The sequence below is a fragment of the Micromonospora sp. NBC_01392 genome, from assembly GCF_045040125.1.
GTDB lineage: Bacteria > Actinomycetota > Actinomycetes > Mycobacteriales > Micromonosporaceae > Micromonospora.
On sequence record NZ_CP109549.1, the window covers coordinates 3,834,977 to 3,861,495 of the forward strand.

The window sequence follows — 26,519 nt, forward strand, 5'->3', positions numbered from 1 at the left end:
GCAAGACCCGGGGTGCGCTATATGGTGATGGTGGCGGGGAACGCGAATGCCCCCGCTCTTTCCCGGGCCGATTCGCCGTCGCGAGGCCCGCTCCGCGCCCGTCCCGGCCGTCGCCGGACCGCGCCCCGCCGAATGCCGTGACCCCCGCCGTGCCCCCCGCGTCGTGTCCGGCTATGCCGTATCGCCTACCGTATGATGTACGCTAGAGCCGCCGTCGGGGCGACACTGCGGAGGAGGGGGCGACGTGGCAGCGGGCGAACACGCGATCATCGCGGCGGGGCTACGCAAGCGGTACGGCGACAGGACCGTCCTGGACGGGTTCGACCTGCGGGTCCCGCCGGGCGCCGTGTGCGGCCTGCTCGGCCCGAACGGCGCCGGCAAGACCACCGCGGTGCGGATCCTGTCCACCCTGCTCCGGTTCGACGAGGGGCGGGCCGAGGTCGCCGGCTTCGACGTCGCCCGCCGGCCCGACCAGGTGCGCCACCGCATCGGTCTGGTCGGGCAGCACGCCGCGCTGGACGAGGTGCTCAGCGGCCACCAGAACCTGGTCATCTTCGGCCGCCTCTGCCACCTCGGCGCGAAGCGGGCCCGGCGGCGCGCCACCGAGCTGCTGGAGCGCTTCGGCCTCGCCGACACCGGCGACAAGCCGGTCAAGGCGTACTCGGGCGGCATGCGGCGCCGGCTCGACCTCGCCGCCGGCATGATCCTCACGCCGTCGGTGCTCTTCCTCGACGAGCCGACCACCGGTCTGGACCCGCGCGGCCGCAACGAGGTCTGGGAGTCGGTCCGCGAGCTGGTCCGCTCCGGCACCACCGTGCTGCTCACCACGCAGTACCTGGACGAGGCCGACCAGCTCGCCGACCAGATCTCGGTGCTGGACAGCGGGCGGGTCATCGCCGCGGGCAGCCCCGACGAGTTGAAGTCGCGGCTCGGCGGCGACCGGATCGACCTCGTGCTGCACGACGCCGGTGACCTGGCCGTGGCCGCCGCGCGGCTGCGTCTGGTCGCCGGCGCCGAGCCGGAGGTCGACCCCGACCGCCGCCGCGTCAGCGCCCCGGTCGGCGACCGGGTCGGCGCGCTCACCGAGGTGCTGCGGGCGCTCGACGCGGGCGGCGTCTCCGTGGCCGACGTGGCGCTGCGCCGTCCGACGCTCGACGAGGTGTTCCTGCACCTGACCGGCCGCCACTCGCGGGCCGCCGAGGAGGTGTCCGCGTGACCGGCGCGACCCTGCCCACCGCGGTCGGCCCGGCCGCCGTGCCCGGGCGACCGTTCCTGCTCGCCGACAGCGTCACCCTGACCCGGCGCAGCCTGGCGCACTGGCGCCGCGACCCGGGGCCGCTGATCGCGTCGCTGGGCTTCGACGTCGTCATGGTGCTGATGTTCGCCTACCTGTTCGGCGGCGCGCTCCGGGTGCCGGGCGGCGGCAGCTACCGGGAGTTCCTGATGCCCGGCATGTTCGCCATGACCATGGTGTTCGGCATCAGCCTCACCACCCTGGCCGTCTCCGCCGACGTCGACCGGGGCGTCACCGACCGGCTCCGGTCGATGCCGGTGTCGCCGCTGGCCCCGCTGATCGGCCGCGCCGCGGCCGACATGCTGTTCGCGGTGGTCACCCTGGTGGTGATGGTGCTCGCCGGCCTCGCCGTCGGGTGGCGGGCGCACGGCGGCGTCGGCGACACGCTCGCCGCGTTCGGGCTGATCCTGCTGCTGCGTTTCGCCCTGGTCTGGGTCGGCATCTTCCTCGGCTTGGTGATGAAGGGGCAGCAGGCGGTCGCCGGCGTGCAGACGCTGGAGTTCCCGCTCGGCTTCCTGTCCAACGCGTTCGTGGCGCCGTCCACCATGCCCGCGTGGCTCGGGACGGTGGCGGAGTGGAACCCGCTGTCGGCCACCGTCGGCGCCGTCCGGGAGCTGTTCGGCAACCCCGGTTGGGGCGGTGACTCCTGGGTGGTGTCCCACTACCCGGTGCTGGCGGTGGCGTGGCCGCTGGTCCTGGTGGCGGTCTTCCTGCCGCTGGCGGTCCGCAGATACCGCTCCTTGCGCAACTGACCCGCCTGGCCGGACGGGTAAGCTACGGTACGTTGTACGCCAAGCGGGGTGGGCCGCCGGCGCGATCGGGAGGTACGAGGTGCTGCTCGGGCGGTTCGCGGTCGTCTTCGAGCCGGGCGATCCGCCCCGGGCCGGCACGGTCAGCTTCTACGACCCGACCGGCGACGCGGTGCCGGACGAGTGCGACGAACTCGGCGACGTCCGCGAGCTGACGCTGGCCCTGCCCCTCGACGGCCCGGTCGAGGCGTGGCAGGTGCAGGTCTGCGCCGTGCCGGTCGCCGACGCGGTCCGGCAGCTCGTCGCGCTGCGCGACGCGGCGGACGTGACGCCCGCCGCCGCGTTCTGGTCGGCGGTGGCGGTCACCGGCCTGCACCTGGTGGCGCGGGGCCGGCTGCTGCCCGGTGTCACCCCGGACGGGCACGACGCCTGGCGGGTCGGCCCCTTCGACGTCGCCGACGTGGAGCGCATCCGCGCGCTCGCCGCGGCGATGCCGGCCGGGGCCCGCGCCGTGCCGGTCGACCCGTTCGCCGGCACGCTCGTGCTGCCCGACGCCGAGGACCTGGTCCGGGCGTTCCTGGAGGCGGTGGCCGACACGCTGCCGCGTATCCCGGCGGCGCCGTGGCTGACCGGCGACGACCGGTTCACCGGCCTGGACCCGCAGCCGGTGGAGGAGCTGCGCGACTGGGCGCGGGAGGTCTCCGCCGGCGTGGACACCGGGCTGCGGGTGGCGTTGCGGCTGGAGGGGCGCGGCGACTTCGCCACCGCCGGCCTCACCGCCGTGGTCCGCCTGCGCAGCCTCGCCGACCCGACGGTGGTCAGCGACGCGGCCGCGCTCTGGGAGGGCGACGAGCACGGCCTCGGCGAGCAGGCCACGTTCGAGGCCATGCGCGCGGTGCGCCGGGCCGCGACGGTGTGGCAGCCGCTGGCCCGACTGCTCGACGAGGCCGCCCCGGTCGAGCTGGAACTGCTCGACGAGGACCTGATCGACCTGCTGGGCGGCGCCGAACGGCGGCTCGCCGCGGCCGGCATCGACGTCGAGTGGCCGCCGCAGCTGTCCCGCGAGCTCACCGTCCGCGTCCTTATCTCCTCGCCGCCGGAACAGCCGGCCGACCCGGCCGGCTTCCTCCGCTCGGCCGCGCCGATGCCGCGGAGCTGGCAGCTCACGCTCGCCGGCGAGGCGCTCACCGACGCGGAGATGGACCTGGTCGCCAAGTCCCGGCCGATCGTCCGGCTGCGCGAGCAGTGGGTGGCGGTCGAGCCGGAGCTGGCCCGCCGGGCCCGGGAGCGGCAGCTCCCTCCGCTCCAGGCGTACGACGCCCTGGCCGCCACGTTGATCGCCAGCACCGAGGTGGACGACGAACGCGTCGAGGTGGTGGCCGACGGCTGGCTCGGCGCGTTGCGCGAGCGGATCGCCGAACCGGACGGCGGCCCGGAGCGGCTGGCCCCGCCGGCCGGGCTGGATGGCACGCTCCGCGCGTACCAGTTGCGTGGGCTGCGCTGGCTGGACCGGATGACCTCGCTCGGCTTCGGCGGCTGCCTCGCCGACGACATGGGTCTGGGCAAGACCGTCACCGTCGTCGCGCTGCACCTGCGTCGCCGCGCCGACCCGGCCCTCACCGGGCCGACGCTCGTGGTCTGCCCCGCCTCGGTGCTGGGCAACTGGGAACGCGAGATCCGCCGGTTCGCGCCGGGTGTGCCGGTCCGCCGGTTCCACGGCGCGGCCCGCACGCTCGACGACCGCACCGACGGGTTCGTGCTGACCAGTTACGGCACCATGCGACTGGACGCGGCCGTGCTCGGCGGGCGACGGTGGGGGATGGTGGTCGCGGACGAGGCGCAGTACGTGAAGAACCGGCTCAGCGGCACCGCGAGGGCGCTGCGCGAGATCCCCGCCGACGCCCGCCTCGCGCTCACCGGCACGCCGGTGGAGAACAACCTCTCCGAGCTGTGGACCATCCTCGACTGGACCACGCCCGGCCTGCTCGACACGGTCGGCACGTTCCGGGCCCGGTGGGCCCGGCCGATCGAGGTGGACCGGGACGCGTCAGGCGTGGACCGGCTGGCCCGTCTGGTGCGTCCGTTCCTGCTGCGGCGCCGCAAGTCCGACCCGGGCATCGCGCCGGAGCTGCCGCCGAAGACGGTCACCGACCACCTGGTGTCGCTCACCGGCGAGCAGGAGACGCTCTACCGCCGGGTCGTCGACGAGGTGATGGGCGAGATCCGCGCCAACCCGACCGGCATCGCCCGCCGGGGGCTGGTGCTGAAGCTGCTCGTCGGGCTGAAGCAGGTGTGCAACCACCCGGCGCACTATTTGAAGGAGCCGCACGGCGAGCTCTCCGGCCGCTCGGAGAAGCTGCAGCTTCTGGACGACCTGCTGGAGACCATCCTCGCCGAGGACGGCGGCGCCCTGGTCTTCACCCAGTACGTGCGGATGGCCCGGCTGCTGGAGCGGCACCTGGCCGAGCGGGGCGTGCCGGCGCAACTGCTGCACGGCGGCACGCCGGTGCCGCAGCGCGAGGAGATGGTCCGCCGGTTCCAGGCCGGCGCGACGCCGGTGTTCCTGCTCTCCCTCCGGGCGGCCGGCACCGGTCTCAACCTGACCCGGGCCGACCACGTCATCCACTACGACAGGTGGTGGAACCCGGCCGTGGAGGAGCAGGCCACCGACCGGGCGTACCGGATCGGGCAGACCCGGCCGGTGCAGGTGCACCGACTGATCGCCCAGGGCACCCTGGAGGACCGGATCGCCGCGCTGCTGGAGTCCAAGCGGGAGCTGGCCGACGCGGTGCTCACCGGCGGCGAGACCGCGCTGACCGAACTGTCCGACGCCGAGCTGCTCCGGCTCGTGCGGCTACGCGACGAGGGATGACGGACGTGGACTTCGACGTCGAGTTCGACGACGAGCCGGACGACGAGACGGCCGGGCCGGTCGAGGACGACGGGCGGGCCCGGAGCTTCCCGGCGTTCGGGCCGGGCCGGCGGATCGGCCGGAAGTTCGCCGACACCTGGTGGGGCAACGCCTGGATCGAGTCGATGGAACACACCGCGCTCGACCCGGAACAGCTCAGGAAGGGCCGGCGGTACGCGTTCGCCGGTCAGGTCGGGCCGATCACGGTGAGCCCCGGGCGGATCTCCGCGCCGGTGCACGACGGCGACCAGTACACCCCGCACGACACGGTGGTCCGGATCGGGACGCTCACCGACGCGGAGTGGGACCGCCTGCTGGACCGGGTCGCCGCCCGGGCCGGGCACATCGCCGCGCTGCTCGATCGGGACATGCCGCAGGAGCTGGTGACCACTGCCGACGACGCTGGGGTGCGGCTGCTGCCCGGCTACGGCGACCTGGAGCCGTCGTGCGACTGCCCGTCCTGGGACCATCCCTGCCGGCACGCCGCCGCGCTGTCCTACCAGGCGTCCTGGCTGCTGGACCGGGATCCGTTCGTGCTGCTGCTGATGCGGGGCCGGGCGGAGCCGGAGCTGATCGAGGAGCTGCGCACGCGTAACGCCGGTCGCGCGGTCGCCGCCGGCGCGGCGGACGCCGTCGGCGTCCGGGCCGAGGAGGCGTACGCGACCGTCCCGGCCGCCCTGCCCGGCCCGCCGCCGGTGGTCCGCGACGAGCCGATGGCGCTCACGCCGCTGCTGGCCCCGCACGACGCGCCCGGTCTGGACGCCGAGGCGCTGGGCGTGCTCGCCGCGGATGCCGCGTCCCGGGCCCGGCGTCTGCTCACCGCCGACGCGGCCGAGGTGCTCGCGCCCGAGCACGACGCCTGGTCGGACGCCGTGCGGCTGGCGTCGCGGATGCCGCGCTCGCGGGCCGCGCGCCGCCTCGGCGAGGCCAGCGGCCGGGCCGCCGACCTGCCGCTGGCGATCAGGGCCTGGGAGTACGCCGGCGCCGCCGGCCTGGCCGCTGTCGACGCGGTGTTCAGCCCGCCGAAGGAGCTGGTGTCCCGGGCCACCGACGCGCTGCGCGAGGCCGGCGGGATCGGCGGCGCGACGCCGGAGGTGCGGAACTGGCGCAACCGCTGGACCGTGGGCCGGGACGTGCAGGTGCGCTACGGCCCGGACGGCCGCTGGTACCCGTTCCGCAGGCGTTCCGGCCGGTGGTGGCCGGCGGGCCCGCCCGGACCGGATCCGGCCGACGCGCTGCTGGACCTGTCGAGGGATTGATCCGCGGACCGGCGGCCGGCCGGAGGGTCCCGCTCCGGCCGGCCGCCTCAGCGGACGGCCCGTACGCCATACGGTATGCCACCGGTAGGATGGAGCCACTATGTCGAAGGAGCGCAGCGGCAAGGCCGATCCCGCACGCAGCCTGGCCATCCTCTGGCGCACCCGGGAGCCCACCAGCCGCGGCACCGGCCCGGGGCTCAGCGTCGACCGGATCGTGCGGGCGGCCGTCGAGATCGCCGACGCCGAGGGCATCGACGCGCTCACCATGCGGCGGGTCAGCGAGGCGCTGGGCGCCGGCACCATGTCGGTCTACACCTACGTGCCCGGCAAGTCGGAGCTGCTCGACGTCATGGTCGACACCGTCTACGGCGACATGCCGCGCCCGGCCGAGGTGCCGGGCGGCTGGCGCGGCCGGCTGGACCGGATCGCCCGGGACAACCTGGCGCTCTACCGCGCCCACCCGTGGCTGCTGCGCGCCGAGACCAGCCGCCCGGTGCTCGGCCCCCACACGCTCGCCAAGTACGACTACGAGCTGCGCGCCGTGGCCGACATCGGGCTGGACGACGTGGAGATGGACGCCGTGCTCACCCTGGTCCTCGGGCACGTCAAGAGCATCGCCCGCGCCGACCACGACGGCGCGCGGCTGGAACGCGAGACCGGGATGACCGACGGGCAGTGGTGGCAGATCCACGGCCCGTGGCTGGAGAAGTTCATGACCTCGGGCAGCTACCCGATCGCGGCCCGGGTCGGCTCGGCGGCCGGGGCGGCGCACGGCGCGGCCTACGGCCCGGAGTACGCCTTCGAGTTCGGGTTGCGGCGGGTGCTGGACGGCATCGCGGTGGTGGTCGCCGAACGCACGGGCGGGGCCGGCACGCTCGGCTCGCCCCCGAGCGACGCCGGGCGGTGACCGCGCGCCGCTAGGGTGGTCGCATGATCACGTGCGTCGTGCACTACACCATCGATCCCGCCCGGATCGAGGCGTTCGAACGGTTCGCCCGCGCCTGGATGACGCTGGTGGCCCGGCACGGCGGCGTGCACCACGGCTACTTCCTGCCCGCCGAGGGCGCCAGCGACCGGGCCGAGGCGCTGTTCAGCTTCGAGAGCCTGGCGGCGTACGAGCGGTACCGCTCCCGGTTCGGCGTGGACCCGGAGTTCGTCGCGGCCGACCGGATCCGCGACGAGTCGGGGTGCGTGCTGCGGTACGACCGCACGTTCATGCGCCCGCTCCTGCCGACCGACTGACGCCGTCGCCGCGCTGCGGGGCGGCGGCGGTGGTCACGGGGAAGCCGGCCTCCGGGCCCGGGGGCCGACGGCCGCGGCGGCGTAGCGCCGGGCCAGGCGGGCGAACGCGTCCCGCAGCTCGGGCGGCCCGATCACCTCGATGTCGGCGTCGTACCGGCCGAGGAGGGCGGCCAGGCCGGGCCAGGACCAGCCGCCGAGCACCAGCCGGCAGCGGTCCGGGCCGAACTCCTCGACCAGGCCGTCGCGGGTCCAGGTGGAGACCGTCCGGGCCGGCAGGTCGAGGATCACCTCCCCCCGGCACGGCCAGTCACCGGGGCCGCCGGCGCCGTGGAACCGGCCGGCGACGTACGCCGCCACGTCGCCGCCGGGAAGCTCCCGGGGCGTGAACCGGGGGCCGGTCGGGGTGCGCGGACTGATCCGGTCGACGCGGAACGTGCGCCAGTCGTCGCGGTCCAGGTCCCAGGCGACGAGGTACCAGCGCCCGCCCCAGGTGACCAGGTGGTGCGGCTGGACCCGGCGCGGCGGTGGCAGGCCGTGCGGTGCATCGGCCGCCGGCCCGGCCCGGTAGTCGAAGCGCAGCACCTCGCGGGCGTGCACGGCGGCGCTGAGCGTCACCAGCAGGCCCGGCTCGACCCGGGGCCGGACCGCGCCGCCGGACTTCTCCACCGCGACCACCCGCAGCGCGTCGACGCGGTGGCGCAGCCGCGCCGGCATGACCTGCCGGACCGTGGTCAGCGCCCGCGCGGCGGACTCCTCGATGCCGGTCACGGTGGTCGCCGCGGTCTGCAACGCCACGGTGAGTGCCACGGCCTGCTCGTCGTCGAAGAGCAGCGGCGGCAGCGCCGCCCCGGCACCCAGCCGGTAGCCGCCGTCCGGGCCCTTGGCGGCGGCGATCGGATAGCCCAGCTCGCGCAGCCGGTCGACGTCGCGGCGCACGGTCCGCGCGCTCACCCCGAGCCGTTCGGCCAGCACCGCGCCCGGCCAGTCGCGACGGGCCTGCAACAGGGACAGCAGGGCGAGCAGGCGGGCGGACGTCGTCGACATGGGCCGCATTCTGCCCCGGGTAGCGGACAGGAACTGACCGCTACGCCTGCGAGCGTGGACCGGTACCGATCGCCGACCGGAAGGAACCGATGACCATGACCGCCCCGACCGCGCCGCCCACCACGCTCGACGCCGAGCGGACCGACCTGCTCCGGGCGCTCGCCGGCGCCCGCGCCGCGCTGACCGCCACGGTGCGCGACCTGACCGACGCCCAGGCGGGGGAGCGCCCCACCGTCAGCGCGCTCTGCCTGGGCGGGGTGCTCAAGCACGTCGCGTCCGGCGAGGAGGCCTGGCTGCGGTTCGTGGTCGAGGGCCCGGCGGTGATGACCTTCCCCCTGCCCGACGGCGTGACCTGGGCGGAGTTCCTGGCCGGCACGGCGCGCGAACTGCCGCGCTGGGCGATCGAACGGGAGCGGACGTTCCAGATGCTGCCCGAGGACACGCTGCCCGCCATCCTCGACCGGTACGCGCGGGTCGCCGCCCGTACCGAGGAGATCGTCGCCGGCCTGGCCGACCTGTCGGCGGCGCATCCGGTGCCGGACGTGCCCTGGCACGAGCCCGGCACGGTGCTGAGCGTGCGCGCGGTGCTGATGCACGTCATCGCCGAGACCCGGCAGCACGCCGGGCACGCGGAGATCCTGCGCGAGACGCTCGACCGGCGGACCACCACCACCACCACCACCTGACGCGGCGCGTGCCCGCCCTCACCCCGGCGCGGCGACGGCCCGGCCCATCCGGGTCACCGCCTCGGTCAGCACGGTGGGCGAGGTGGCGAAGTTGAGCCGGACGAAGCCCGCGCCACCGGTGCCGAAGACGTGCCCGGAGCTGAGCGCCACCCGGGCGTCGTCGAGGAACATCCGCGCCGGACCGGACAGGTCGGTGACCACGCCCGGCCCGTCACCCGGTGTCTCGGTGGGCACGCCGAGCCGGGTGCAGTCCAGCCAGGCGAGGTAGGTGCCGTCGGGCGGCTGCCAGGACACCGCGGGCAGGTGCTCGGCGAGCAGCGTCCCGAGCAACGCGCGGTTGGCGTCGAGGCCGTCGAGCAGCTGGTCCAGCCACGGCCCGCCGGCGGCGAACGCGGCGGTGTGCGCGAGCACCCCCAGGTGACTGGGCCCGTGGCTGACCTCCTCCGGCATCCGGGCCAGGTCGGCGGCGGCGTCCGGCCCGGCGACCGCCACCGCCGCCTTGAGACCGGCGAGATTCCACGCCTTGGACGCCGACAGCAGCGCGAACGCGTTCCCGGAACCGGGAACCGTCAGGTACGGGGTGAACCGCGCGCCGGCGAGCGCCAGCGGGGCGTGGATCTCGTCGGAGACGACCCGGACGCCGTGCCGTGCCGCCAGCTCGGCGACGGCGGCCAGCTCGTCGCGGCGGTGCACCACGCCGGTCGGATTGTGCGGGTTGCAGAGCAGGAACGCGGGCCGTGCGCCGAGCAGCCGGGCCCGGCGGAACGCCTCGTCCAGCGCGGCGAGGTCGAGCCGTCCGTCCGGCCCGAGCGGGGCCTCCAGCACCCGCCGGTCGGCGTGCGAGACGAACGCGTAGAACGGCGGGTAGACGGGCGGGCAGACCACCACCGCGTCATCCGGGTCGGTGACCAGCCGCAGCACCTCGACCACGCCCATCATCACGTCGGGCACCAGCGTGCTGCGCCCGACCGGGAAGTCCGGCCAGTCCCAGCGCTGCGCCGCGAACCCGGCGAGCGCCTCCGCGTAGCCCGTCCCGTGCGCGTAACCGGTGTCGCCCACCTCGACCGCGCGGCGCAGCGCGTCGGCCACCGGCGGCGCGAGCGGCACGTCCTGCTCGGCCACCCAGAGCGGGAGCACGTCCGGCGGGTGCAGCCGCCACTTGACGCTGGTGCGCTGCCGGAGCTGGGCCAGCGTCAGCCGGGTGAGCGGGTTGCGGTCGTCGGCGGAAACGCGCATGCCGTTCACCCTAGGCGGCTCTACCATCGCCCGATGGCCCGCCCGACCTATCCACTGCGGACGCCGCGACTGCTGCTGCGCCTGGTCACGCCCGACGACCTGGACGACGTGCACGCCTGGCAGCGCCGTCCCGACGTGTGCCGCTGGACGCTCGCGCAGCCGCGTACCCGGGAGCAGTCCCGGGCGTCGGTGGCCGCGATGGTGGGCGAGGACGCGCTGCGCGCGGAGGGCGACTGCCTGACGCTGGCCGCGGTCGCTGGCGACCTGGTGATCGGCACGGTGGAGCTGGTCTGGCGCAGCCGCGCCGACCGCACCGCCGAGCTGGGGTACGTCTTCCATCCCGACCACGGCGGCCGGGGCCTGGCCACCGAGGCGGCCGGCGCGTTGCTGGACTGGGGGTTCGGCCCGTTCGGGCTGCACCGGGTGACGGGCCGGTGCCACGCCGGCAACGAGGCGTCCGCCCGGCTGCTGGCCCGGCTCGGCATGCGCCGGGAGGCGCGGCACGTGCGCAGCTACCGGTTCCGTGACGGGTGGGCCGACCAGCTCGTCTTCGCCGTCCTCGCCGACGAGTGGCGCCCCCGCACGGGCTGAGCCGGCCGCGTGCGCCCCCGCACGGGCTGAGCCGGCCGCGTGCGCCCCCGCACGGGCTGAGCCGGCCGCGTGCGCCCCCCGCTCGGGCTGAGCCGGCCGCGTGCGGCCCCGGGTCCGGAGGCGGTCAGTCGGCGGTGACCGGATCGCCGACCCGGATCTCGCCGGCGCCGACCGGGATCAGTCGGATGCCGAACCACACCTTCCCGTCCCACCGCCGGTGCCGCGCCAGCGTGCGGATCGGCTCCCTGCCGCTGGTGAGCGTCACCGGGTCGATCAGCGTGAGCGAGCAGCGGTCGCAGCGTTCGGCGACCCGGAAGTCGACCGCGCCGATGCGCACCCGGGTCCAGCCGTCCTCGGCGAACGGCGCGACCGGGCCGTCGAGCACCACGGTGGGCCGGAACCGGGCCATCGGCAGCGGGTCCGGCGCCGGCTCGCCCCGCTCCAGCGCGCCCTCGACGATCCAGTCCCGCAGCCGGCGCAGCGACGGCAGCGTGGCGACCAGCAGCGGGCCGGCGTCGGCGAGGTTCAGCGGGTCGCCGGGGCGGCCTCCGTGCGCCTCCGACACCGGGCGGCGGCGCGGGTCGTCCAGCCAGCCCAGCCGCACCGGGCGCGCCAGGCGCTCGGTGAGCCAGTCGTGCGCCTCGGCGGTGGCCAGGCGTACCGAGTCCAGCCGGGACAGCGTGGTGGCGGCCGGCGGCCCGGCCACCGGCTCGGGGACGACCAACGAACCGCCGGCCCGGTCGGTGAGCGTGAGGGAGCCGACGCCGGGCACGGCGGTCAGCCCGAGCATCCGGGGCGCGGTGCGGGCGGTGAGCACCGCGCCGTCCGGTTGCAGCAGCACCCAGCGCCGGTCGTGGCGCAACCCCCACGGCTCGACCGTGGTCCGGTCGACATCCACGCCGGTCAGCGACTTCACCGGGTGGATGTGGGCCGAGACGAGTCGCACCGGTCAGCCGACCTTCGGGGTGGCCCGGTCGATGATCGCGGCGAGGTCGAGGCCGCCGGGCAGCGTCCCGTACGCCTGACCGTGGTCGCCGCCCAGCCGGGACGCGCAGAATGCGTCCGCGACCGCCGGGTGGCCGTGCCGGACCAGCAGCGCGCCCTGGAGCACCAGCGCGAGCCGCTCCACCACGCGGCGGGCCCGCAGCTCCAGGTCGGTGTGGTCGGCCAGCTCGTCGCGCACCGCGCGGACCGCCGCGTCGAGGCGCGGGTCAGCGCCGGCCGCGGCGGCCACCTCCGCCTCGTACGCGGCCAGCACCTGCGGCTCCCGGGTGAGCGCGCGCAGCACGTCCAGCGCGGCGACGTTGCCGGAGCCCTCCCAGATCGAGTTCAGCGGCGACTCGCGGAACAGCCGCGGCATGCCGGATTCCTCGACGTAGCCGTTGCCGCCCAGGCACTCCAGCGCCTCGGCGGCGTGCCCCGGCCAGCGTTTGCAGACCCAGTACTTCCCGACCGCCAGCGCCAGGCGCTTGAACGCGGTCTCGCCGGCGTCGCCGCGCGCCGACCGGTCGGTCGCGCCGGCCAGCCGCGTCATCAGCACGGTGGCGGCCTCGGACTCCACCGCCAGGTCGGCCAGCACGTTACGCATCAGCGGCTGCTCGGCCAGGTAGCGGCCGAACGCCCGCCGGTGCGTGGCGTGGTGCACGGCGGTGGTCACGCCCTGGCGCATGCCGGCCGCGGCGCCGATCACGCAGTCCAGGCGGGTCAGGTTGACCATGTCGATGATGGTGCGCACGCCGCGACCCTCGTCGCCGACGCGCCACGCCACCGCGTGCTCGTACTCGATCTCGGCGGAGGCGTTGGAGCGGTTGCCGAGCTTGTCCTTCAGCCGCATCAGCCGCATCGGGTTGCGACCGCCGTCGGGCAGCACGCGGGGGACCAGGAAGCAGGTGAGGCCGTCCGGCGCCTGGGCGAGCGTGAGGAACAGGTCGCACATCGGCGCGGAGGTGAACCACTTGTGCCCGACCAGCCGGTAGCTGCCGTCCGGTTCGGGCCGGGCGGTGGTGGTGTTGGCGCGCACGTCCGAGCCGCCCTGCTTCTCGGTCATCGACATGCCGGCCAGCAGGCCCCGCTTGCCCTCCGGCGGACGCAGCCCGAAGTCGTACTCGGTGCTGGTCAGCAGTGGCTCGTAGCGCGCGGCCAGCTCGGGGCTGTGCCGCAGCGCCGGCACCGCCGCGTAGGTCATCGAGATCGGGCAGCCGTGCCCGGCGTCGGGCCGCCAGACGTAGAAACCGGCGGCGCGGGCCACGTGCGCGCCGGGCCGGTCGTCGGCCCACGGCGCGGCGTGCAGGCCGTGCCCGACCGCGGTACGCATCAGCTCGTGCCAGGACGGGTGGAACTCCACCTCGTCGACGCGGTGGCCGTAGCGATCGTGGGTGCGCAGCACCGGCGGGTGCTCGTTGGCCAGCCGGCCGTGCTCGGTGGCCGTCTCGCCGCCGGCCAGCCGGCCCAGCTCGCGCAGCCCGGCGGCGGCCCAGCCGGCGCCCTCCCGCGCCAGCCCGTCCAGCAGCGCCGGATCGTCGGCGGTGTCGTGGCCGACCAGCGGCGGGACCTGGTTGACGACCTCGTGTGTGGTCACGGCGGCACTCCCAGCACGCGGTGGCGGAAGGTGGATTGAACCACCGTTCAACCCCGACCGGCAACCGCGCGTCGACCGGTCGATTCGGCTCGATTCGGTTGACATCATCCCGCTCGGCGAGAAGAGTGGCCGAAACTTTCTTTTGTTCGGAAAGCGGCAGGGGGGCCAATGTCCAGGAACAAGCTCGGCGTGATCGGCGCGGCGCTCACGCTCGCGGCCGGTGTCCTGTCCGGATGCAGCGGCGGCGAGGCCGTCGACGTCGGTGACGGCGGCGGGAGCGCCGGGGGCGCGGGCGGTGTCCTCAACGCCGCGATCGGCGGCGAACCGGACCAGCTCGACCCGCACAAGACGTCCGCCTACTACAGCTTCCAGGTCCTGGAGAACGTCTACGACACGCTCGTCGAGCCGGACGCCGACCTGAAGATGGTGCCGTCGCTGGCCACCAAGTGGACCACCAGCGCCGACCAGCTCACCTGGACGTTCACCCTGCGCGACGGGGCGAAGTTCTCCGACGGGTCGCCGCTGACCTCGGAGGACGTCGTCTACTCCTACGAGCGGATCATCAAGCAGAAGCTGAACACCGCCTACAAGTTCGCCACCGTCAAGTCGGTGACCGGCCCCGACCCGGCCACCGTCGTGGTGACGCTGACCGCGCCCACCCCCAACCTGCTGGCCAACCTGGGCGGCTTCAAGGGCGTGGCGATCGTGGAGAAGTCCAACGTGGAGTCCGGCAAGGTGAAGACCGCGCCGGTCGGCAGCGGCCCGTTCAAGGTCGCCGGCTACACCTCGGGTGACAGCATCAAGCTGGTCCGCAACGACACCTACTGGGGCGACAAGCCGAAGCTCGACGGCGTCACCTTCACGTTCGTCAAGGACCCGACCGTCGCGCTGCAGAACCTGCGCAGCGGCCAGGTGCAGTGGACCGACAACCTGCCGCCGCAGCAGGTGACGTCGTTGCGCGACGGCGACGACCCGGTGGTGAAGACGGCCCCCTCCACCGACTACTGGTACGTGGCGCTCAACGAGGCCCGCAAGCCGTTCGACAACCCCGAGGTCCGCCGCGCGATCGGCTACGCGCTGGACCGGGAGGCGATCACCAAGGCGGCCAAGTTCGGTCTCGCCACGGTGAACCAGACCGCCATCCCGCGCAACAGCGCGTTCTTCTACGACTACGCGCCCTTCTCGCACGACCCGGCCAAGGCGAAGCAGATGCTCGGCCAGGCCGGCGTCGGCAACCTCACCATGGACCTGATGGTCACGAGTGAGTACCCGGAGACGGTCACCGCCGCCCAGGTCATCGCCGCGCAGCTCAAGGACGTCGGGATCACCGTGAAGATCCGTACGCTGGACTTCGCCCAGTGGCTCGACGAGCAGGCCAAGGGGAACTTCGACGGGTTCATGCTCGGCTGGCTGGGCAACGTCGACCCGGACGAGTTCTACTACGCCCAGCACCACAGCGGCGGCACGTTCAACTTCCACAAGTACGCCAACCCGGCCGTGGACAAGCTGCTCGACACCGCCCGCACCGAGACCGACCAGGGCGCCCGCAAGCAGGCGTACGACCAGGCGGCGAAGCAGATCGTCGACGACGCCAGCTACCTCTACCTGTACAACCCGGACGTGGTGCAGGGCTGGTCGAAGAAGGTCTCCGGCTACGACGTCCGCAGCGACCGGGCGATCCGGTTCCGCACGGTCGCCCTCGGCAAGTGACATGACCCGCTTCGTCCTGCGGCGGGTCCTCCAGTCCGCGGTCGTGCTGCTCGGGGTGACCCTGGTGGTCTTCCTGCTGCTGCAACTGGTGCCCGGCGATCCGGTACGGGTGGCGCTCGGCACCCGCTTCGACCCGCAGACGTACGAGGCGCTGCGGGAACGCGCCGGCCTGGACCAGCCGCTGCCCGTGCAGTACGCCAGCTACCTCGGTCACGCGCTCACCGGCGACCTCGGGGTCAGCTTCCGCACCGGCCAGCCGGTCAGCCGGATCGTGCTGGAACGACTGCCGGCGACGCTGTCGCTGGCGCTCACCGCGGTGGTGTTCGCGCTGCTGGTGGCGTTCCCGCTGGGCATCGTCGCGGCGGTGCGCAGCGGGTCGGCGGTCGACCACGCGGCGCGCGTGTTCAGCCAGTTCGGCGTCTCGGTGCCCGACTTCTGGATGGGCATCATGGGGATCATCCTCTTCGCCGGTGTGCTGGGCTGGCTGCCGCCGTCGGGCTACGTGGCGCTCACCGAGGACCCGGGCCGGTGGGCGTCGCACGTGGCGTTGCCGGCGGTCACCGTCGGCCTGGTCACCGCGTCGATCCTCACCCGGTTCATCCGCTCCTCGGTGCTGGAGGTCCTCTCCGCCGACTACGTGCGCACCGCCGAGGCGAAGGGGCTGCGTAACCGGGTGGTGATCCTGCGGCACGTGCTGCGCAACGCGCTGATCCCGGTCGTCACCGTGGTCGCGGTGCAACTGGCCAGCCTGCTCGGCGGCGTGATCGTCATCGAGGTGCTGTTCGCCTGGCCCGGCATCGGCCGGCTCACGTTCGACGCGGTCCAGGCCCGCGACTATCCGGTCCTGCAGGGCGCCGTGCTGCTCGTGGCCGCGCTGTTCCTGCTGGTCAACCTGCTGGTGGACATTCTCTACGCCCGCCTCGACCCGAGGATCACGGTCAGGTGAGCGGCGCATCCGAGAGCACCCGGCGTCGCGTGCTGGACGCGCTGCGCCGCGACCCGCTCGCCGTCGGCGGCACGCTGGTCCTGCTGCTGCTGGTCGTGGTGGGCGTCGCCGGTCCCTGGCTGGCCCCGTCCGGCGTCAACGACGTCGACGTCGACGCGATGCTGCGACCGCCCAGCGGGGCACACCCGTTCGGCACCGACGAGCTGGGCCGGGACGTGCTCAGCCGGGTGCTGGTCGCGGCGCGCGTCTCGCTCCAGGTCGGCGTGGTCAGCGTCGGGATCGCGCTGGTCGCCGGCGTGACGCTCGGGCTGTTCGCCGGCTACTACCGGGGCTGGCTGGACAGCGTGCTGATGCGCTGCATGGACGTGCTGTTCGCGTTCCCGGTGCTGCTGCTGGCGGTGGCCATCGTGGCGGTGCTCGGGCCCGGCCTGCTCACCGCCATGGTCGCCATCGGCGTGGTCTACACGCCCATCTTCGCCCGGATCACCCGCGCCGGCGTGCTGGCCGTCCGCGAGCAGGTCTTCGTCCGGGCCGCCGTCTCCATCGGCGCGTCCGACCTGCGCATCATGCGCCGGCACGTGCTGCCCAACATCGCCGCGCCGCTGATCGTGCAGACGTCGCTGTCGCTGGCGTTCGCGATCCTGTCCGAGGCGGCGCTGTCCTTCCTCGGGCTGGGCATCCAGCCGCCGGCGCCGGCCTGGGGTCGGATGCTCTTCGACGGGCGGGGCTTCGTCACCGACGCCTGGTGGCTGGGCGTCTTCCCGGGCGCGGCGATCTTCCTGACCGTGCTCGCGTTCAACCTGGTCGGTGACGCGCTGCGCGACGTGCTCGACCCCCGCCAGCTCACCCTCAGCGAGGCCCGCAGGAGCACCGCATGAGCGAGCGCACCGAGCGAAGCGAGGGCCACGAGCGCATGACCAGTGGCGATGCCGTGTTCTCCGTCGAGGACCTCACCGTCACCGTCGGCACCCGGCGCGGGCCGGCCCGCGCCGTGGCCGGCGTGTCCTGGCAGGTGCGGGCCGGCGAGACGTTCGCGCTGGTGGGCGAGTCCGGTAGCGGCAAGAGCATGACGCTGCTCGCGGCGACCGGCCTGGCGCCACGCGCCGCCACGGTCACCGGCCGGGTCCGGCTGCTCGACACCGAGCTGAGCGCGCTGCCCGACGACCGTCGGCGCAGGCTGCGCGGCCGGCACGTCGGGTTCGTGTTCCAGGATCCGATGACCTCGCTCAACCCGGTCCTGCCGGTCGGCCGGCAGGTCACCGAGGCGGCCGAGGCGCACCTCGGGCTGACCCGCCGCGCCGCCCGGGCCCGGGCGGTGGAGCTGCTCGACCTGGTCGGCATCCCGTCGGCCGCGCAGCGGGTCGACGCGTTCCCGCACCAGTTCTCCGGCGGCATGCGCCAGCGCGTCGTCATCGCCATGGCGCTGGCCTGCGAGCCGGACCTGCTGATCGCCGACGAGCCGACCACCGCGCTCGACGTCACCACCCAGGCGCAGATCGTCGAGCTGGTCGCCGACCTCCAGCAGCGGCTCGGCACCGCGGTCGTCTGGGTCACCCACGACCTGGGCGTGGTCGCCGGCATCGCGGACACCGTCGCGGTGATGTACGGGGGGCGGATCGTCGAGCAGGGCCCGGTCGACGCGGTGTTCGACGCGCCGACGCACCCGTACACCCGGGCGTTGCTCGCGGCCCGGCCGGACCCGGCCCGCCGGGGCGAGGACCTGGTGGCGATCCCGGGCGCCCCGCCGAGCCCGCTCGACCTGCCGCCGGGCTGCGCGTTCTGGCCGCGCTGCCCGGTGCGCGCCGACCCCCGGTGCGAGCACGAGCTGCCCCCGCTGACGCCGGTCGGCGACGGGCACACCGTCCGCACCTTCTATCCGGGAGAGACGCCATGACAGCGGCGGACGTGGTCGCCGAACTGGACGGCCTGGCGGTGCACTTCCCGACCCCGGCCGGCGTGGTCCGCGCCGTGGACGGCGTCACCCTGGCCGTCCGCCGGGGCGAGACGCTCGGTCTGGTCGGTGAGTCCGGCAGCGGCAAGTCCACCGCCGGCCTGGCGTTGATGCGGCTGGTCGACCCGACCGCCGGCCGGGTCCGGGTGGCCGGCGCGGACGTGACCCGGCTGTCCCGGCGTCGCCTGCGCGGCATGCGTCGGCACGTGGCGATGGTGTTCCAGGACCCGCAGGCGTCGCTGGACCCGCGCCGTACGGTCGCGGACAGCGTCGCCGAGCCGCTTGTGGTGCACCGGCTGGCCACGTCCGCCGCCGCCCGCCGGTCCCGGGTGGCGGAGCTGCTGGAGCTGGTCGGCCTGCGGCCGGAGACCGCCGACCGGCACCCGCACGAGCTGTCCGGCGGCCAGCGCCAGCGGGTGGGGGTGGCCCGCGCGCTGGCCGGCGAACCGGATCTGATCGTGCTGGACGAACCGATCGCCTCGCTGGACCTGAGCGTGCAGGCGCAGATCATGAACCTGCTCCGGCGGCTGCAACGCGATCTCGGGCTGACCTACCTGTTCATCGCGCACGATCTGGCGGCCGTCGAGCACATGAGCGACCGGATCGCGGTGATGTACCTGGGCCGCATCGTGGAGACCGGTCCGCCGGAGCGGATCTACCAGCGGCCGGCGCACCCCTACACGGCGGCGCTGCTGTCGGCGGTGCCGGTGGCCGATCCCCGCGTCGAGCGGGAACGCCGGCGCATCGTGCTCTCCGGTGACATCCCCAGCCCGGTGGATCCGCCCAGCGGCTGCCGCTTCCGTACCCGCTGCCCGCAGGCCCGCGACGCGTGCGCCGGGACCGATCCGGCGCTGGTCGAGGTCGGTCCCGGCCAGCACGCCGCCTGCCTGTTCCCGCTGGACGGCGCGCTGCTGCCTGTCGTCGGAACGGACCGCGCGGACGGGCCGGACCGGGACGGCGGCGCGGCGCGCGCCGACACCGGCGCGGCGTAGGCTCACCGGGCCGCCGTCGCCCGCAGGAGCCGCCCGATGACGTTCACCACCCGGCCGACGCTGCGCGGCACGTTCGGCATGGTCTCCTCGACGCACTGGCTGGCCAGCCAGTCCGCGATGGGCGTGTTGGAGCGCGGCGGCAACGCGTTCGACGCCGCGGTCGCCGCCGGTTTCGTGCTGCACGTGGTCGAGCCGCACCTCAACGGCCCCGGCGGCGAGGTGCCGGCGATCCTGGCCACGGCCGGCGATCCCACCCCGCGGGTGCTCTGCGGCCAGGGCCCGGCCCCGGCCGGCGCCACCGTCGCGCACTTCCGCGCGCTCGGTCTGGACCTGGTGCCCGGCGCCGGCCCGCTCGCCGCCGTGGTGCCCGGCGCGGTGGACGCCTGGCTGCTCCTGCTGCGCGACCACGGCACCCGCCCGCTCGACGAGGTACTGGAACCGGCGATCGGCTACGCCGCCGCCGGTCATCCCCTGGTCGGCGCCGCCGGGCAGACCGTGGCGCGGGTCCGGTCGCTGTTCACCGAGCACTGGCCGACCTCCGCGCGGCTCTGGCTGCGCGACGGCCGCCCGCCCGCGCCGGGGGAGATGGTCACCAACCCGGCGTACGCGGAGACGCTGCGCCGCCTGGTCGCTGCCGGGCGGGATGCCGGGGCGGACCGGGTGGCGCAGATCGAGGCGGCTCGGCGCGCCTGGCGGGAGGGTTTCGTCGCGGAGGCGATCGACCGGTTCAGTCGCCGCCCGTTCCGTGACTCCAGTGGTCGCCCGCACGCCGGCCTGGTCACCGGTGACGACCTGGCCGGCTGGTCGGCCACCTGGGAGGAGCCGGTCACGCTCGACTGGCGCGGGCACACCGTGGCGAAGACCGGTTTCTGGGGCCAGGGCCCGGTGCTGTTGCAGGCGCTGGCGACGCTCGACGCGCTCGACGATCCCCGGGCGCTGGACCCGTCCACGGTGGAGGGCATCCACGCCCAGGCCGAGGCGCTGAAGCTCGCCTTCGCCGACCGGGAGGCGTGGTACGGCGACACCGACGTGCCGGGCGCGGCGCTGCTCTCGTCGGCGTACGCCGGTGAGCGGGCCGCGCTGATCGGCGACCGCGCCGCGACCGACCTGCGCCCGGGGACGCCAGCGGGCACGCCGCCCCGGCTCCCGGCGCACCTGCGCGCCCACGCCACCCACCGGGCCGGCCCGCCGGACCCGAGCACCGGCGAACCGACGGTACGCGCGGACGGGGTGACCCGCGGCGACACCTGCCACGTCGACGTGGTGGACCGGTGGGGCAACATCATCTCGGCCACCCCGAGCGGCGGCTGGTTGCAGAGTTCGCCCGTCATCCCGGAGCTGGGCTTCCCGCTGGGCAGCCGGTTGCAGATGTGCTGGCTGGAGGAGGGGCTGGCGTCGTCGCTGCGGCCGGGCCGGCGTCCGCGTACCACGTTGAGCCCGACGCTGGTGCTGCGTGCGGGCGAGCCGGTGCTGGCCTGCGGCACGCCCGGCGGCGACCAGCAGGACCAGTGGCAGTTGCTGTTCCTGCTGCGCCACCTCGTCGGCGGGCAGGAGTTGCAGGAGGCGATCGACGCGCCGGCCTGGCACACCACCAGCCTGCCGGCGTCGTTCTACCCGCGTGAGGTCGAGCCGGGCGTGCTGGTGGTGGAGGACCGGATCGACCCGGACGTGCTGGCCGCGTTGCGCGCGAAGGGCCACACCGTGCGCCGCGCCGACCCGTGGAGCCTGGGCCGCCTGTGCGCCGTCACCCGCGACCCCCATACGGGCGTCCTGTCCGCCGCCGCCAACCCCCGAGGCGCCCAGAACTACGCCACCGGCCGCTGACCCCCCGCCCCGCCCTGCCCCGCCCCGTCCCCGCCCCGCCCTCGCCCCGTCGATCTTGCAGATTCGGCCCCGACATCGTGGACAAACCGGGCTTCCACCGGGCCGCAACTGCAAGATCGCGGGGGCGCGGGGGAGCGGGGGAGGGGAGGGCGGGGGAGGGCGGGGCGGGGTCAGGGGTGGTCGGCGGTGGTGAGGTGGCTGTGGCGGAGGGAATGGGGGTGGTGGGTGGGGGTGCCCAGGCGGCGGGCGGTGTCGAGCAGGTGCTCGTTGCGGGCGACGGTGAAGCCGTTGCGGGTGAGCAGGGCGGCCATCGCGGCCGGGGTCCACGTGGAGCGCCACGGCTCGTCCGCCCAGACGCTCGACCGGCCGGTGGTGGCCGCCAGCAGCCGGGCCAGCAGCCGCCCGAGCGTGGTGGTCACCGCGGGCGTCTGATAGTTGACCACGAGCCGGCTGCCCGGTGCGGAACGGGCGGCCACCGCCTCGACCGTGGTCGCCACCTGCGCCCGGGTCAGGTACGGCACCACGCCCTCCCAGACCCAGGTCGTCGGCGTGTCGGCGCGGTGCCCGGCGGCGGCCAGCGCCTCGCCCAGCCGGTCCCGGCCGAAGTCCACCGGAACGAACCGGGGCGGGGCGCCGGGCAGCGCGCCGGCCCGGTCGCGTTTGTCCCGCTGGCTGGCCGGCTGGTCGACCTCGAAGACGGCCGCCCCGGCGAGTTCCGGCATCCGCCACGCGCGCCCGTCCAGCCCCGCGCCGAGGATCACCACCTGCGGGCCGGGCCGCTCCCGGACGGCGTCGTCGACGGCGACCGTGCGGGGCGCCATCATCTCGGCGCAGGCGCGGACGCTCTCGTAGTCGACCCGGGGCCGCCAGCCGGGCGGCACCGCGCCGACGCGGACCCGGTCGACGGCGACGCGCTCGTCCGGGCGCAGCATCGGCGACGCGGTCGGGTCGGTGAAGCGCCCCGGGGCGAGCCGTCCGTCGGCGGCGGCACGGCCCTGGCACACCAGCACCGCGGTCCGGCTCGCCCGCACGTCGCTCAGCCGTCGATCCGGGTGATGTTGCGGATCTTGTTGGCGGCGTCCAGCGCCGCCACCTTGTACGCCTCGGCCAGCGTCGGATAGTTGAACACCGCGTCGAGCAGGTAGTCGACCGTCCCGCCGCAGCCCATCACCGCCTGCCCGATGTGGACGATCTCGGTGGCGCCGGTGCCGAACACGTGCACGCCGAGCAGCCGCCCGTCCGTCGGCGAGACGAGCAGCTTCAACATGCCGTACGAGTCGCCGACGATCTGCCCCCGGGCCAGTTCGCGGTAGCGGGCGATGCCCACCTCGAACGGGGTGGAGCTGTCGGTCAGCTCGTCCTCGGTCTTCCCGACGAAGCTGATCTCCGGGATGGTGTAGATGCCGATCGGCTGCAGTTCCGGCATCGCGCGGGCCGGTTCCCCGCAGGCGTGCTGCGCGGCCAGGCGGCCCTGTTCCATCGAGGTGGAGGCGAGCGCCGGGAAGCCGATGACGTCGCCGACGGCGTAGATGTTCTCGACCGCGGTGCGGTAGTCGGCGTCGACCTGGATCCGGCCGCGGTGGTCGGCGGTGAGACCGGCCGCCTCCAGCGCGAGTTCGTCGGTCTGCCCCTGGCGGCCGGCGGAGTACATCACCGTGTCGGCGACGATCTTCTTGCCGCTGCGCAGCACGCAGAGCGCGGCGGTGCGGTGCTTCTCCACCGACGCCACCTCCTCGCCGAAGCGGAAGGTGACCGACAGGTCCCGCAGGTGGTACTTCAACGACTCGACGATCTCCTCGTCGCAGAAGTCGAGCATCCGCTCGCGGCGCTCCACCACCGTCACCTTGGTGCCGAGCGCGGCGAACATCGACGCGTACTCCATCCCGATCACGCCGGCGCCGACCACGACCATGCTGCGCGGTACGGCCTGCAGGTTGATGACGCCGTCGGAGTCGACGATCGTCCGGTCGTCGAAGTCGACGCTGTCCGGGCGTGCCGGGCGGGTGCCGGCGGCGATGACCGCCTTGTCGAAGCTGACCCGGGTCTCCCGGCCGGAGCCGGCGTCGACCCAGACCGAGTGCGCGTCGGCGAACCGGCCGGTGCCGGTGATCATCGTGACCCGGTTGCGGGCCAGTTGGTCGCGGATCACGTCGGTCTGCCGGCCGATCACGTGCTGGGTCCGGGCGGCCAGGTCGGCGACCGTGATGTCCTCCTTGACCCGGTAGCTGCTTCCGTAGAGGTCCCGCTGGCTCAGCCCGGTCAGGTAGAGGACCGCCTCGCGCAGCGTCTTGGACGGCACGGTGCCGGTGTTGATGCACACCCCGCCGAGCATGTCGCGACGGTCCACGACGGCGACGCGACGGCCCAGCTTGGCCGCGGCGATCGCCGCCTTCTGTCCACTTGGTCCGGAGCCCAGCACCAGCAGGTCGTAGTCATACACGCCCGACAGCCTGGCAGCATGTCCCGGCGGACGCCAGCGGAGGGGCCCCCAGAAGTGGATCATTCCCGTATGGTGCGCTGATGCGTCGCCGCGTACCGCTGATCCTGCTTCTCGCGCCGCTGCTCGCCGCCGGGTGCACCGCCGACCCCGCCGCGCCGGCAGCCGACCCGTCCACTCCGCCGACCACGCCCGCTCCGAGCGTCCCCGCCGTCGACTACACCGCCTGGCAGGCGGGCCGTTCCACCCCGGTGGCCGACAAGGTCTACCCGGCGCGGGGCACCGACGCGCTGGACGTCCTGCACTACGACCTGGCGGTGGAGTGGGCGCCGTCGACCCGGACCCTCACCGGCGCCGCCACGCTGCGGATCCGTCCGGTCCGGGACGCGCCGAACCTCGTGCTCGACTTCATGCCCTACCAGCTCGACGGCGTGACGCTGGACGGCACGCCGGTCACCGCCGCGGTGGCCCGGGAGAAGCTCACGGTGACCGCGCCGGTCGTCGCCGACAAGCCGGTGACGCTGGTGGTCGAGTACCACGGCCGGCCGCGGACCACGCCGATGCCGTCGCACCGCAAGGACGTGGAGGACCTCGGCCTCACCGTCACCAAGGAGGGCGGCCTCTGGACGATGCAGGAGCCGTTCGGGGCGTTCACCTGGTACCCGGCGAACGACCAGCCCGCCGACGAGGCGCTCTACGACATCCGGGTGACCGTGCCGGCGGGGTGGACCGCGATCGCCGGCGGCACCCCGGCCGGGCAGTCCGGCACCACGTTCTCCTACCGCAGCGCCGACCCGGTCGCGACGTACCTGACCACGCTCGCGGTCGGGAAGTACCAGAAGCTGACCGCCAAGGGGCCGCGCGGCGTGCCGCTGACCTACTGGTACCGCAAGGGCGCCGACGACGATCTGGTGCCGTACCTGAAGAAGTCCCCGCAGTACCTGGCCTGGCTGGAGAAGAAGTTCGGCCCGTACCCGTTCCCCTCCGGCGGTGTCGTGGTGGTGGACTCGGCGTCGGGCATGGAGACCCAGCAGATGATCACGATGGGCGGGAAGATCGAGGACACCCGGGCCCGCCGGGACCGCTGGGGCAGCGACCTGCTGCACGAGTACGCCCACCAGTGGTTCGGCAACTCCGTCACGCCCACGAGCTGGACCGACCTGTGGCTGAACGAGGGGTGGGCGAAGTACGCCCAGGACCTGTACACCCAGGAGACGCTGAAGCTGAGCGCGGCGAGCCTGGACCGCTACCTGCGCGAGGGCGACGCGGTCCTGCGCAGGAAGCTGGGCCCGCCCGGCAAGCCCGATCCGAAGCGGTTCGCCGAGGGCAACGTCTACCTCTGCCCGGCGGCCATGCTCCGCGAGATCCACCGGCAGGTGGGCGACAAGACGTTCTTCGCGCTGGCCCGCGCCTGGGTGCAGGACCAGCGCAACACCCAGCAGGACCGGGCGTCGTTCATCGCGTTCCTCAACGAGCGGACCGGCCGCGACTTCACCAAGCTGGTCAACACCTGGCTGGACTCGAAGACCACGCCGAAGTCGATCAAGGTCGGTTGACCGGGTCCGGGGCCCCGCGGGGTCGGCGGGGCCCCGGACCGGCTCAGCGGCCCTGGAGCGCCCGGACGTTGTCGCCGAACGTCCAGCCCTTCGACCCGTCCCAGTTGATCGACCAGGTCATCAGGCCCTTGAGTCCCGGCACTCCGTGCCAGGCCTGGCTGACCAGCGACGGGCTCAGGTAGCCACCGCCCGCGCCGGGCTGCGCCGGCAGGCCGGGGACCTGCTTGTCGTACGGGACGCGGATGGTGACGCCCTGGACGGTGAGCCCGTTGTTCAGGCACTGCGTCTGCACGGTGAAGCCCTGCACGGTGCCGGCCGGGTACGAGTCACCGGCGCAGCCGTACATGGAGCCGTTGTAGTACTGCATGTTCAGCCACCAGAGCCGGCCGTTGTCGGCGTACTTCTTGACGATCGGCAGGTACGCGCCCCAGATCGAGCCGTAGGTGACGCTGCCGCCGGTGACGTACGCGGTCTCCGGCGCCATGGTGAGCCCGAAACCGGCCGGCATCTGGGCCAGCACCCCGTCGATGATCCGGATCAGGTTGGCCTGCGACGGCGAGAGCTGGTTGATGTTCCCGCTGCCGGTCAGCCCGGTCTCGATGTCGATGTCGATGCCGTCGAAGTTGTGCCGTTTGAGGATCGGCACCACGGTGGCGACGAACCGGTCGGCGACGGCGGCGGAGCTGAGGTCGATGCCGGCGGCGGCGCCGCCGATGGAGAGCAGCACGGTCAGGCCGGCGGCCTTGGCCTGGCAGACCTGCGCCGGGGTGGGCACCTTCACGCCGGCGTCCATGCCGTCCTCCCAGAGCACGGTGCCGTCGGCGCGGATGACCGGGAACGCGGCGGTGACCACGTTGTAGCCGTGACCGGTGATCCGGGCGTCGGTGAGCGGGATCCAGCCGAGCCCGGGGTGCACGCCGTTGGCCGCGCCGTCCCAGTTCTCCCAGTAGCCCTGGAGCACCTTGCCGGTCGGCCGGGACCGCAGCGCGCAGGTGTCACCGCCCGGCGTGGACGTCGCGGTCGGGGTCGGCGTGGGGGTCCGGGTGGGGGAGGGGGACGCGGTGGGGCTGGGCGTGGGTGACGGTGGCCGGGTGGTCGGGCTGGGTGACGGTGTGCCGCCGGTGCAGGCGCCGAGGTCGGTCCAGAGCGCCGGTACGGCGGCCGGCGTCCAGCCCGCGCCGACCGGCGGGGTGTGCGTGACCAACGCCTGGTAGAGCCGGCCGGCGTAGCTGGCCCGGCTGCCGGCGGTCCAGGTGACGCCCTCGGCCCAGGCCGGCGCGTCGCAGGCCACCAGCGCGGTGGGGTTCGCGGCGGCGGCGAAGCCACCGACGGCGGGCAGGGCCACGGTGGCGGCGAGCAGCGCGACGCCACCGAGCAGAGCGGTCGTCCCACGTCCGAGTCGCATGACATACCTCCTCATCGATGCGGCGGAGGTTATCAGTTAACTTTGTTAAGTGTAAATGCGCAGTAGTCTGTCAGCACTTCGTTCAGGACGTGAAATGTAGGAAGGACG

The 26,519-nt window shown here is 74.3% G+C and carries 22 protein-coding genes; 15 read left to right on the plus strand and 7 right to left on the minus strand.

What is annotated here, in order from left to right; genetic code table 11:
* Positions 1-244 precede the first annotated feature (244 nt).
* The 6 genes from OG767_RS16520 to OG767_RS16545 all read left to right on the plus strand — a co-directional run bounded on the left by OG767_RS16520 (position 245) and on the right by OG767_RS16545 (position 7,455).
* Entirely contained in the window at positions 245-1,216 is a 972-nt protein-coding gene (locus OG767_RS16520) for an ATP-binding cassette domain-containing protein (protein ID WP_405089365.1), read from the plus strand.
* Positions 1,217-1,227: 11 nt separating this feature from the next.
* Positions 1,228-2,046 (plus strand): ABC transporter permease, encoded by an 819-nt coding sequence (locus OG767_RS16525; RefSeq protein ID WP_405094234.1) that lies wholly within the window; start codon positions 1,228-1,230, stop codon positions 2,044-2,046.
* Between the two features lie 79 nt (positions 2,047-2,125).
* Positions 2,126-4,915, plus strand: a complete 2,790-nt coding sequence (locus OG767_RS16530) for a DEAD/DEAH box helicase (protein ID WP_405089366.1) — start codon at positions 2,126-2,128, stop codon at positions 4,913-4,915.
* Positions 4,912-6,213: an SWIM zinc finger family protein gene (locus OG767_RS16535; RefSeq protein WP_405089367.1), complete on the plus strand. Its 1,302-nt coding sequence runs from the start codon at positions 4,912-4,914 to the stop codon at positions 6,211-6,213. The genes OG767_RS16530 and OG767_RS16535 overlap by 4 nt, the downstream gene beginning before the upstream one ends.
* Positions 6,214-6,313: 100 nt before the next feature.
* A complete protein-coding gene (locus OG767_RS16540) occupies positions 6,314-7,120 on the plus strand; it encodes a TetR/AcrR family transcriptional regulator (RefSeq protein ID WP_405089368.1) in 807 nt (268 codons plus the stop codon).
* Between the two features lie 23 nt (positions 7,121-7,143).
* Positions 7,144-7,455, plus strand: a complete 312-nt coding sequence (locus tag OG767_RS16545; RefSeq protein WP_405089369.1) for an NIPSNAP family protein — start codon at positions 7,144-7,146, stop codon at positions 7,453-7,455.
* A 33-nt stretch (positions 7,456-7,488) separates the two neighbouring features.
* Here the strand turns inward: OG767_RS16545 and OG767_RS16550 are convergent, their stop codons facing one another.
* Positions 7,489-8,499: a helix-turn-helix transcriptional regulator gene (locus OG767_RS16550; RefSeq protein ID WP_405089370.1), complete on the minus strand. Its 1,011-nt coding sequence runs from the start codon at positions 8,497-8,499 to the stop codon at positions 7,489-7,491.
* A gap of 89 nt (positions 8,500-8,588) precedes the next feature.
* Between OG767_RS16550 and OG767_RS16555 the strand changes: the two genes are divergently transcribed.
* The gene (locus OG767_RS16555; protein WP_405089371.1) at positions 8,589-9,185 is read left to right on the plus strand and encodes a DUF664 domain-containing protein; all 597 of its coding nucleotides are present in this window, start codon (positions 8,589-8,591) and stop codon (positions 9,183-9,185) included.
* Between the two features lie 18 nt (positions 9,186-9,203).
* On the opposite strand, the gene OG767_RS16560 is transcribed toward OG767_RS16555, so the two are convergent.
* Complete coding sequence (locus tag OG767_RS16560; protein ID WP_405089372.1) at positions 9,204-10,421, minus strand: MalY/PatB family protein; 1,218 nt, start codon at positions 10,419-10,421, stop codon at positions 9,204-9,206.
* 33 nt (positions 10,422-10,454) lie between these two features.
* Between OG767_RS16560 and OG767_RS16565 the strand changes: the two genes are divergently transcribed.
* The gene (locus tag OG767_RS16565; RefSeq protein WP_405089373.1) at positions 10,455-11,012 is read left to right on the plus strand and encodes a GNAT family N-acetyltransferase; all 558 of its coding nucleotides are present in this window, start codon (positions 10,455-10,457) and stop codon (positions 11,010-11,012) included.
* 124 nt (positions 11,013-11,136) lie between these two features.
* Here the strand turns inward: OG767_RS16565 and OG767_RS16570 are convergent, their stop codons facing one another.
* Entirely contained in the window at positions 11,137-11,958 is an 822-nt protein-coding gene (locus OG767_RS16570) for an MOSC domain-containing protein (protein WP_405089374.1), read from the minus strand.
* Between the two features lie 3 nt (positions 11,959-11,961).
* On the minus strand, positions 11,962-13,590 hold the full coding sequence (locus OG767_RS16575; protein WP_405089375.1) for an acyl-CoA dehydrogenase family protein: 1,629 nt from the start codon (positions 13,588-13,590) through the stop codon (positions 11,962-11,964).
* 168 nt (positions 13,591-13,758) lie between these two features.
* On the opposite strand from OG767_RS16575, the gene OG767_RS16580 reads away from it, so the two are divergent.
* From OG767_RS16580 to OG767_RS16605, 6 genes are read left to right on the plus strand one after another with little or no spacing between them, the layout of a single operon-like run.
* Entirely contained in the window at positions 13,759-15,300 is a 1,542-nt protein-coding gene (locus OG767_RS16580; protein ID WP_405089376.1) for an ABC transporter substrate-binding protein, read from the plus strand.
* Position 15,301: 1 nt separating this feature from the next.
* Complete coding sequence (locus OG767_RS16585; RefSeq protein ID WP_281941108.1) at positions 15,302-16,246, plus strand: ABC transporter permease; 945 nt, start codon at positions 15,302-15,304, stop codon at positions 16,244-16,246.
* Positions 16,243-17,124 (plus strand): ABC transporter permease, encoded by an 882-nt coding sequence (locus OG767_RS16590; protein WP_107156792.1) that lies wholly within the window; start codon positions 16,243-16,245, stop codon positions 17,122-17,124. The genes OG767_RS16585 and OG767_RS16590 overlap by 4 nt, the downstream gene beginning before the upstream one ends.
* A complete protein-coding gene (locus OG767_RS16595) occupies positions 17,121-18,140 on the plus strand; it encodes an ABC transporter ATP-binding protein (protein ID WP_405089377.1) in 1,020 nt (339 codons plus the stop codon). Before OG767_RS16590 ends, OG767_RS16595 begins: the two co-directional genes overlap by 4 nt.
* Entirely contained in the window at positions 18,137-19,189 is a 1,053-nt protein-coding gene (locus OG767_RS16600; protein ID WP_405089378.1) for an ABC transporter ATP-binding protein, read from the plus strand. Before OG767_RS16595 ends, OG767_RS16600 begins: the two co-directional genes overlap by 4 nt.
* A gap of 36 nt (positions 19,190-19,225) precedes the next feature.
* Positions 19,226-21,013, plus strand: a complete 1,788-nt coding sequence (locus OG767_RS16605) for a gamma-glutamyltransferase family protein (protein WP_405089379.1) — start codon at positions 19,226-19,228, stop codon at positions 21,011-21,013.
* Positions 21,014-21,183: 170 nt separating this feature from the next.
* On the opposite strand, the gene OG767_RS16610 is transcribed toward OG767_RS16605, so the two are convergent.
* Positions 21,184-22,044: a class I SAM-dependent methyltransferase gene (locus OG767_RS16610; RefSeq protein ID WP_405089380.1), complete on the minus strand. Its 861-nt coding sequence runs from the start codon at positions 22,042-22,044 to the stop codon at positions 21,184-21,186.
* A 5-nt stretch (positions 22,045-22,049) separates the two neighbouring features.
* Positions 22,050-23,453 carry a Si-specific NAD(P)(+) transhydrogenase gene (gene sthA, locus OG767_RS16615; RefSeq protein WP_405089381.1) on the minus strand — a complete coding sequence of 468 codons (1,404 nt, stop codon included), beginning with the start codon at positions 23,451-23,453 and terminating at the stop codon, positions 22,050-22,052.
* Positions 23,454-23,533: 80 nt separating this feature from the next.
* Here sthA and OG767_RS16620 point away from each other — a divergent pair, with 80 nt between their 5' ends.
* Positions 23,534-25,006: a M1 family metallopeptidase gene (locus OG767_RS16620; protein WP_405089382.1), complete on the plus strand. Its 1,473-nt coding sequence runs from the start codon at positions 23,534-23,536 to the stop codon at positions 25,004-25,006.
* 43 nt (positions 25,007-25,049) lie between these two features.
* On the opposite strand, the gene OG767_RS16625 is transcribed toward OG767_RS16620, so the two are convergent.
* Positions 25,050-26,411 carry a glycosyl hydrolase family 18 protein gene (locus OG767_RS16625; protein WP_405089383.1) on the minus strand — a complete coding sequence of 454 codons (1,362 nt, stop codon included), beginning with the start codon at positions 26,409-26,411 and terminating at the stop codon, positions 25,050-25,052.
* Between the last annotated feature and the right edge of the window lie 108 nt (positions 26,412-26,519).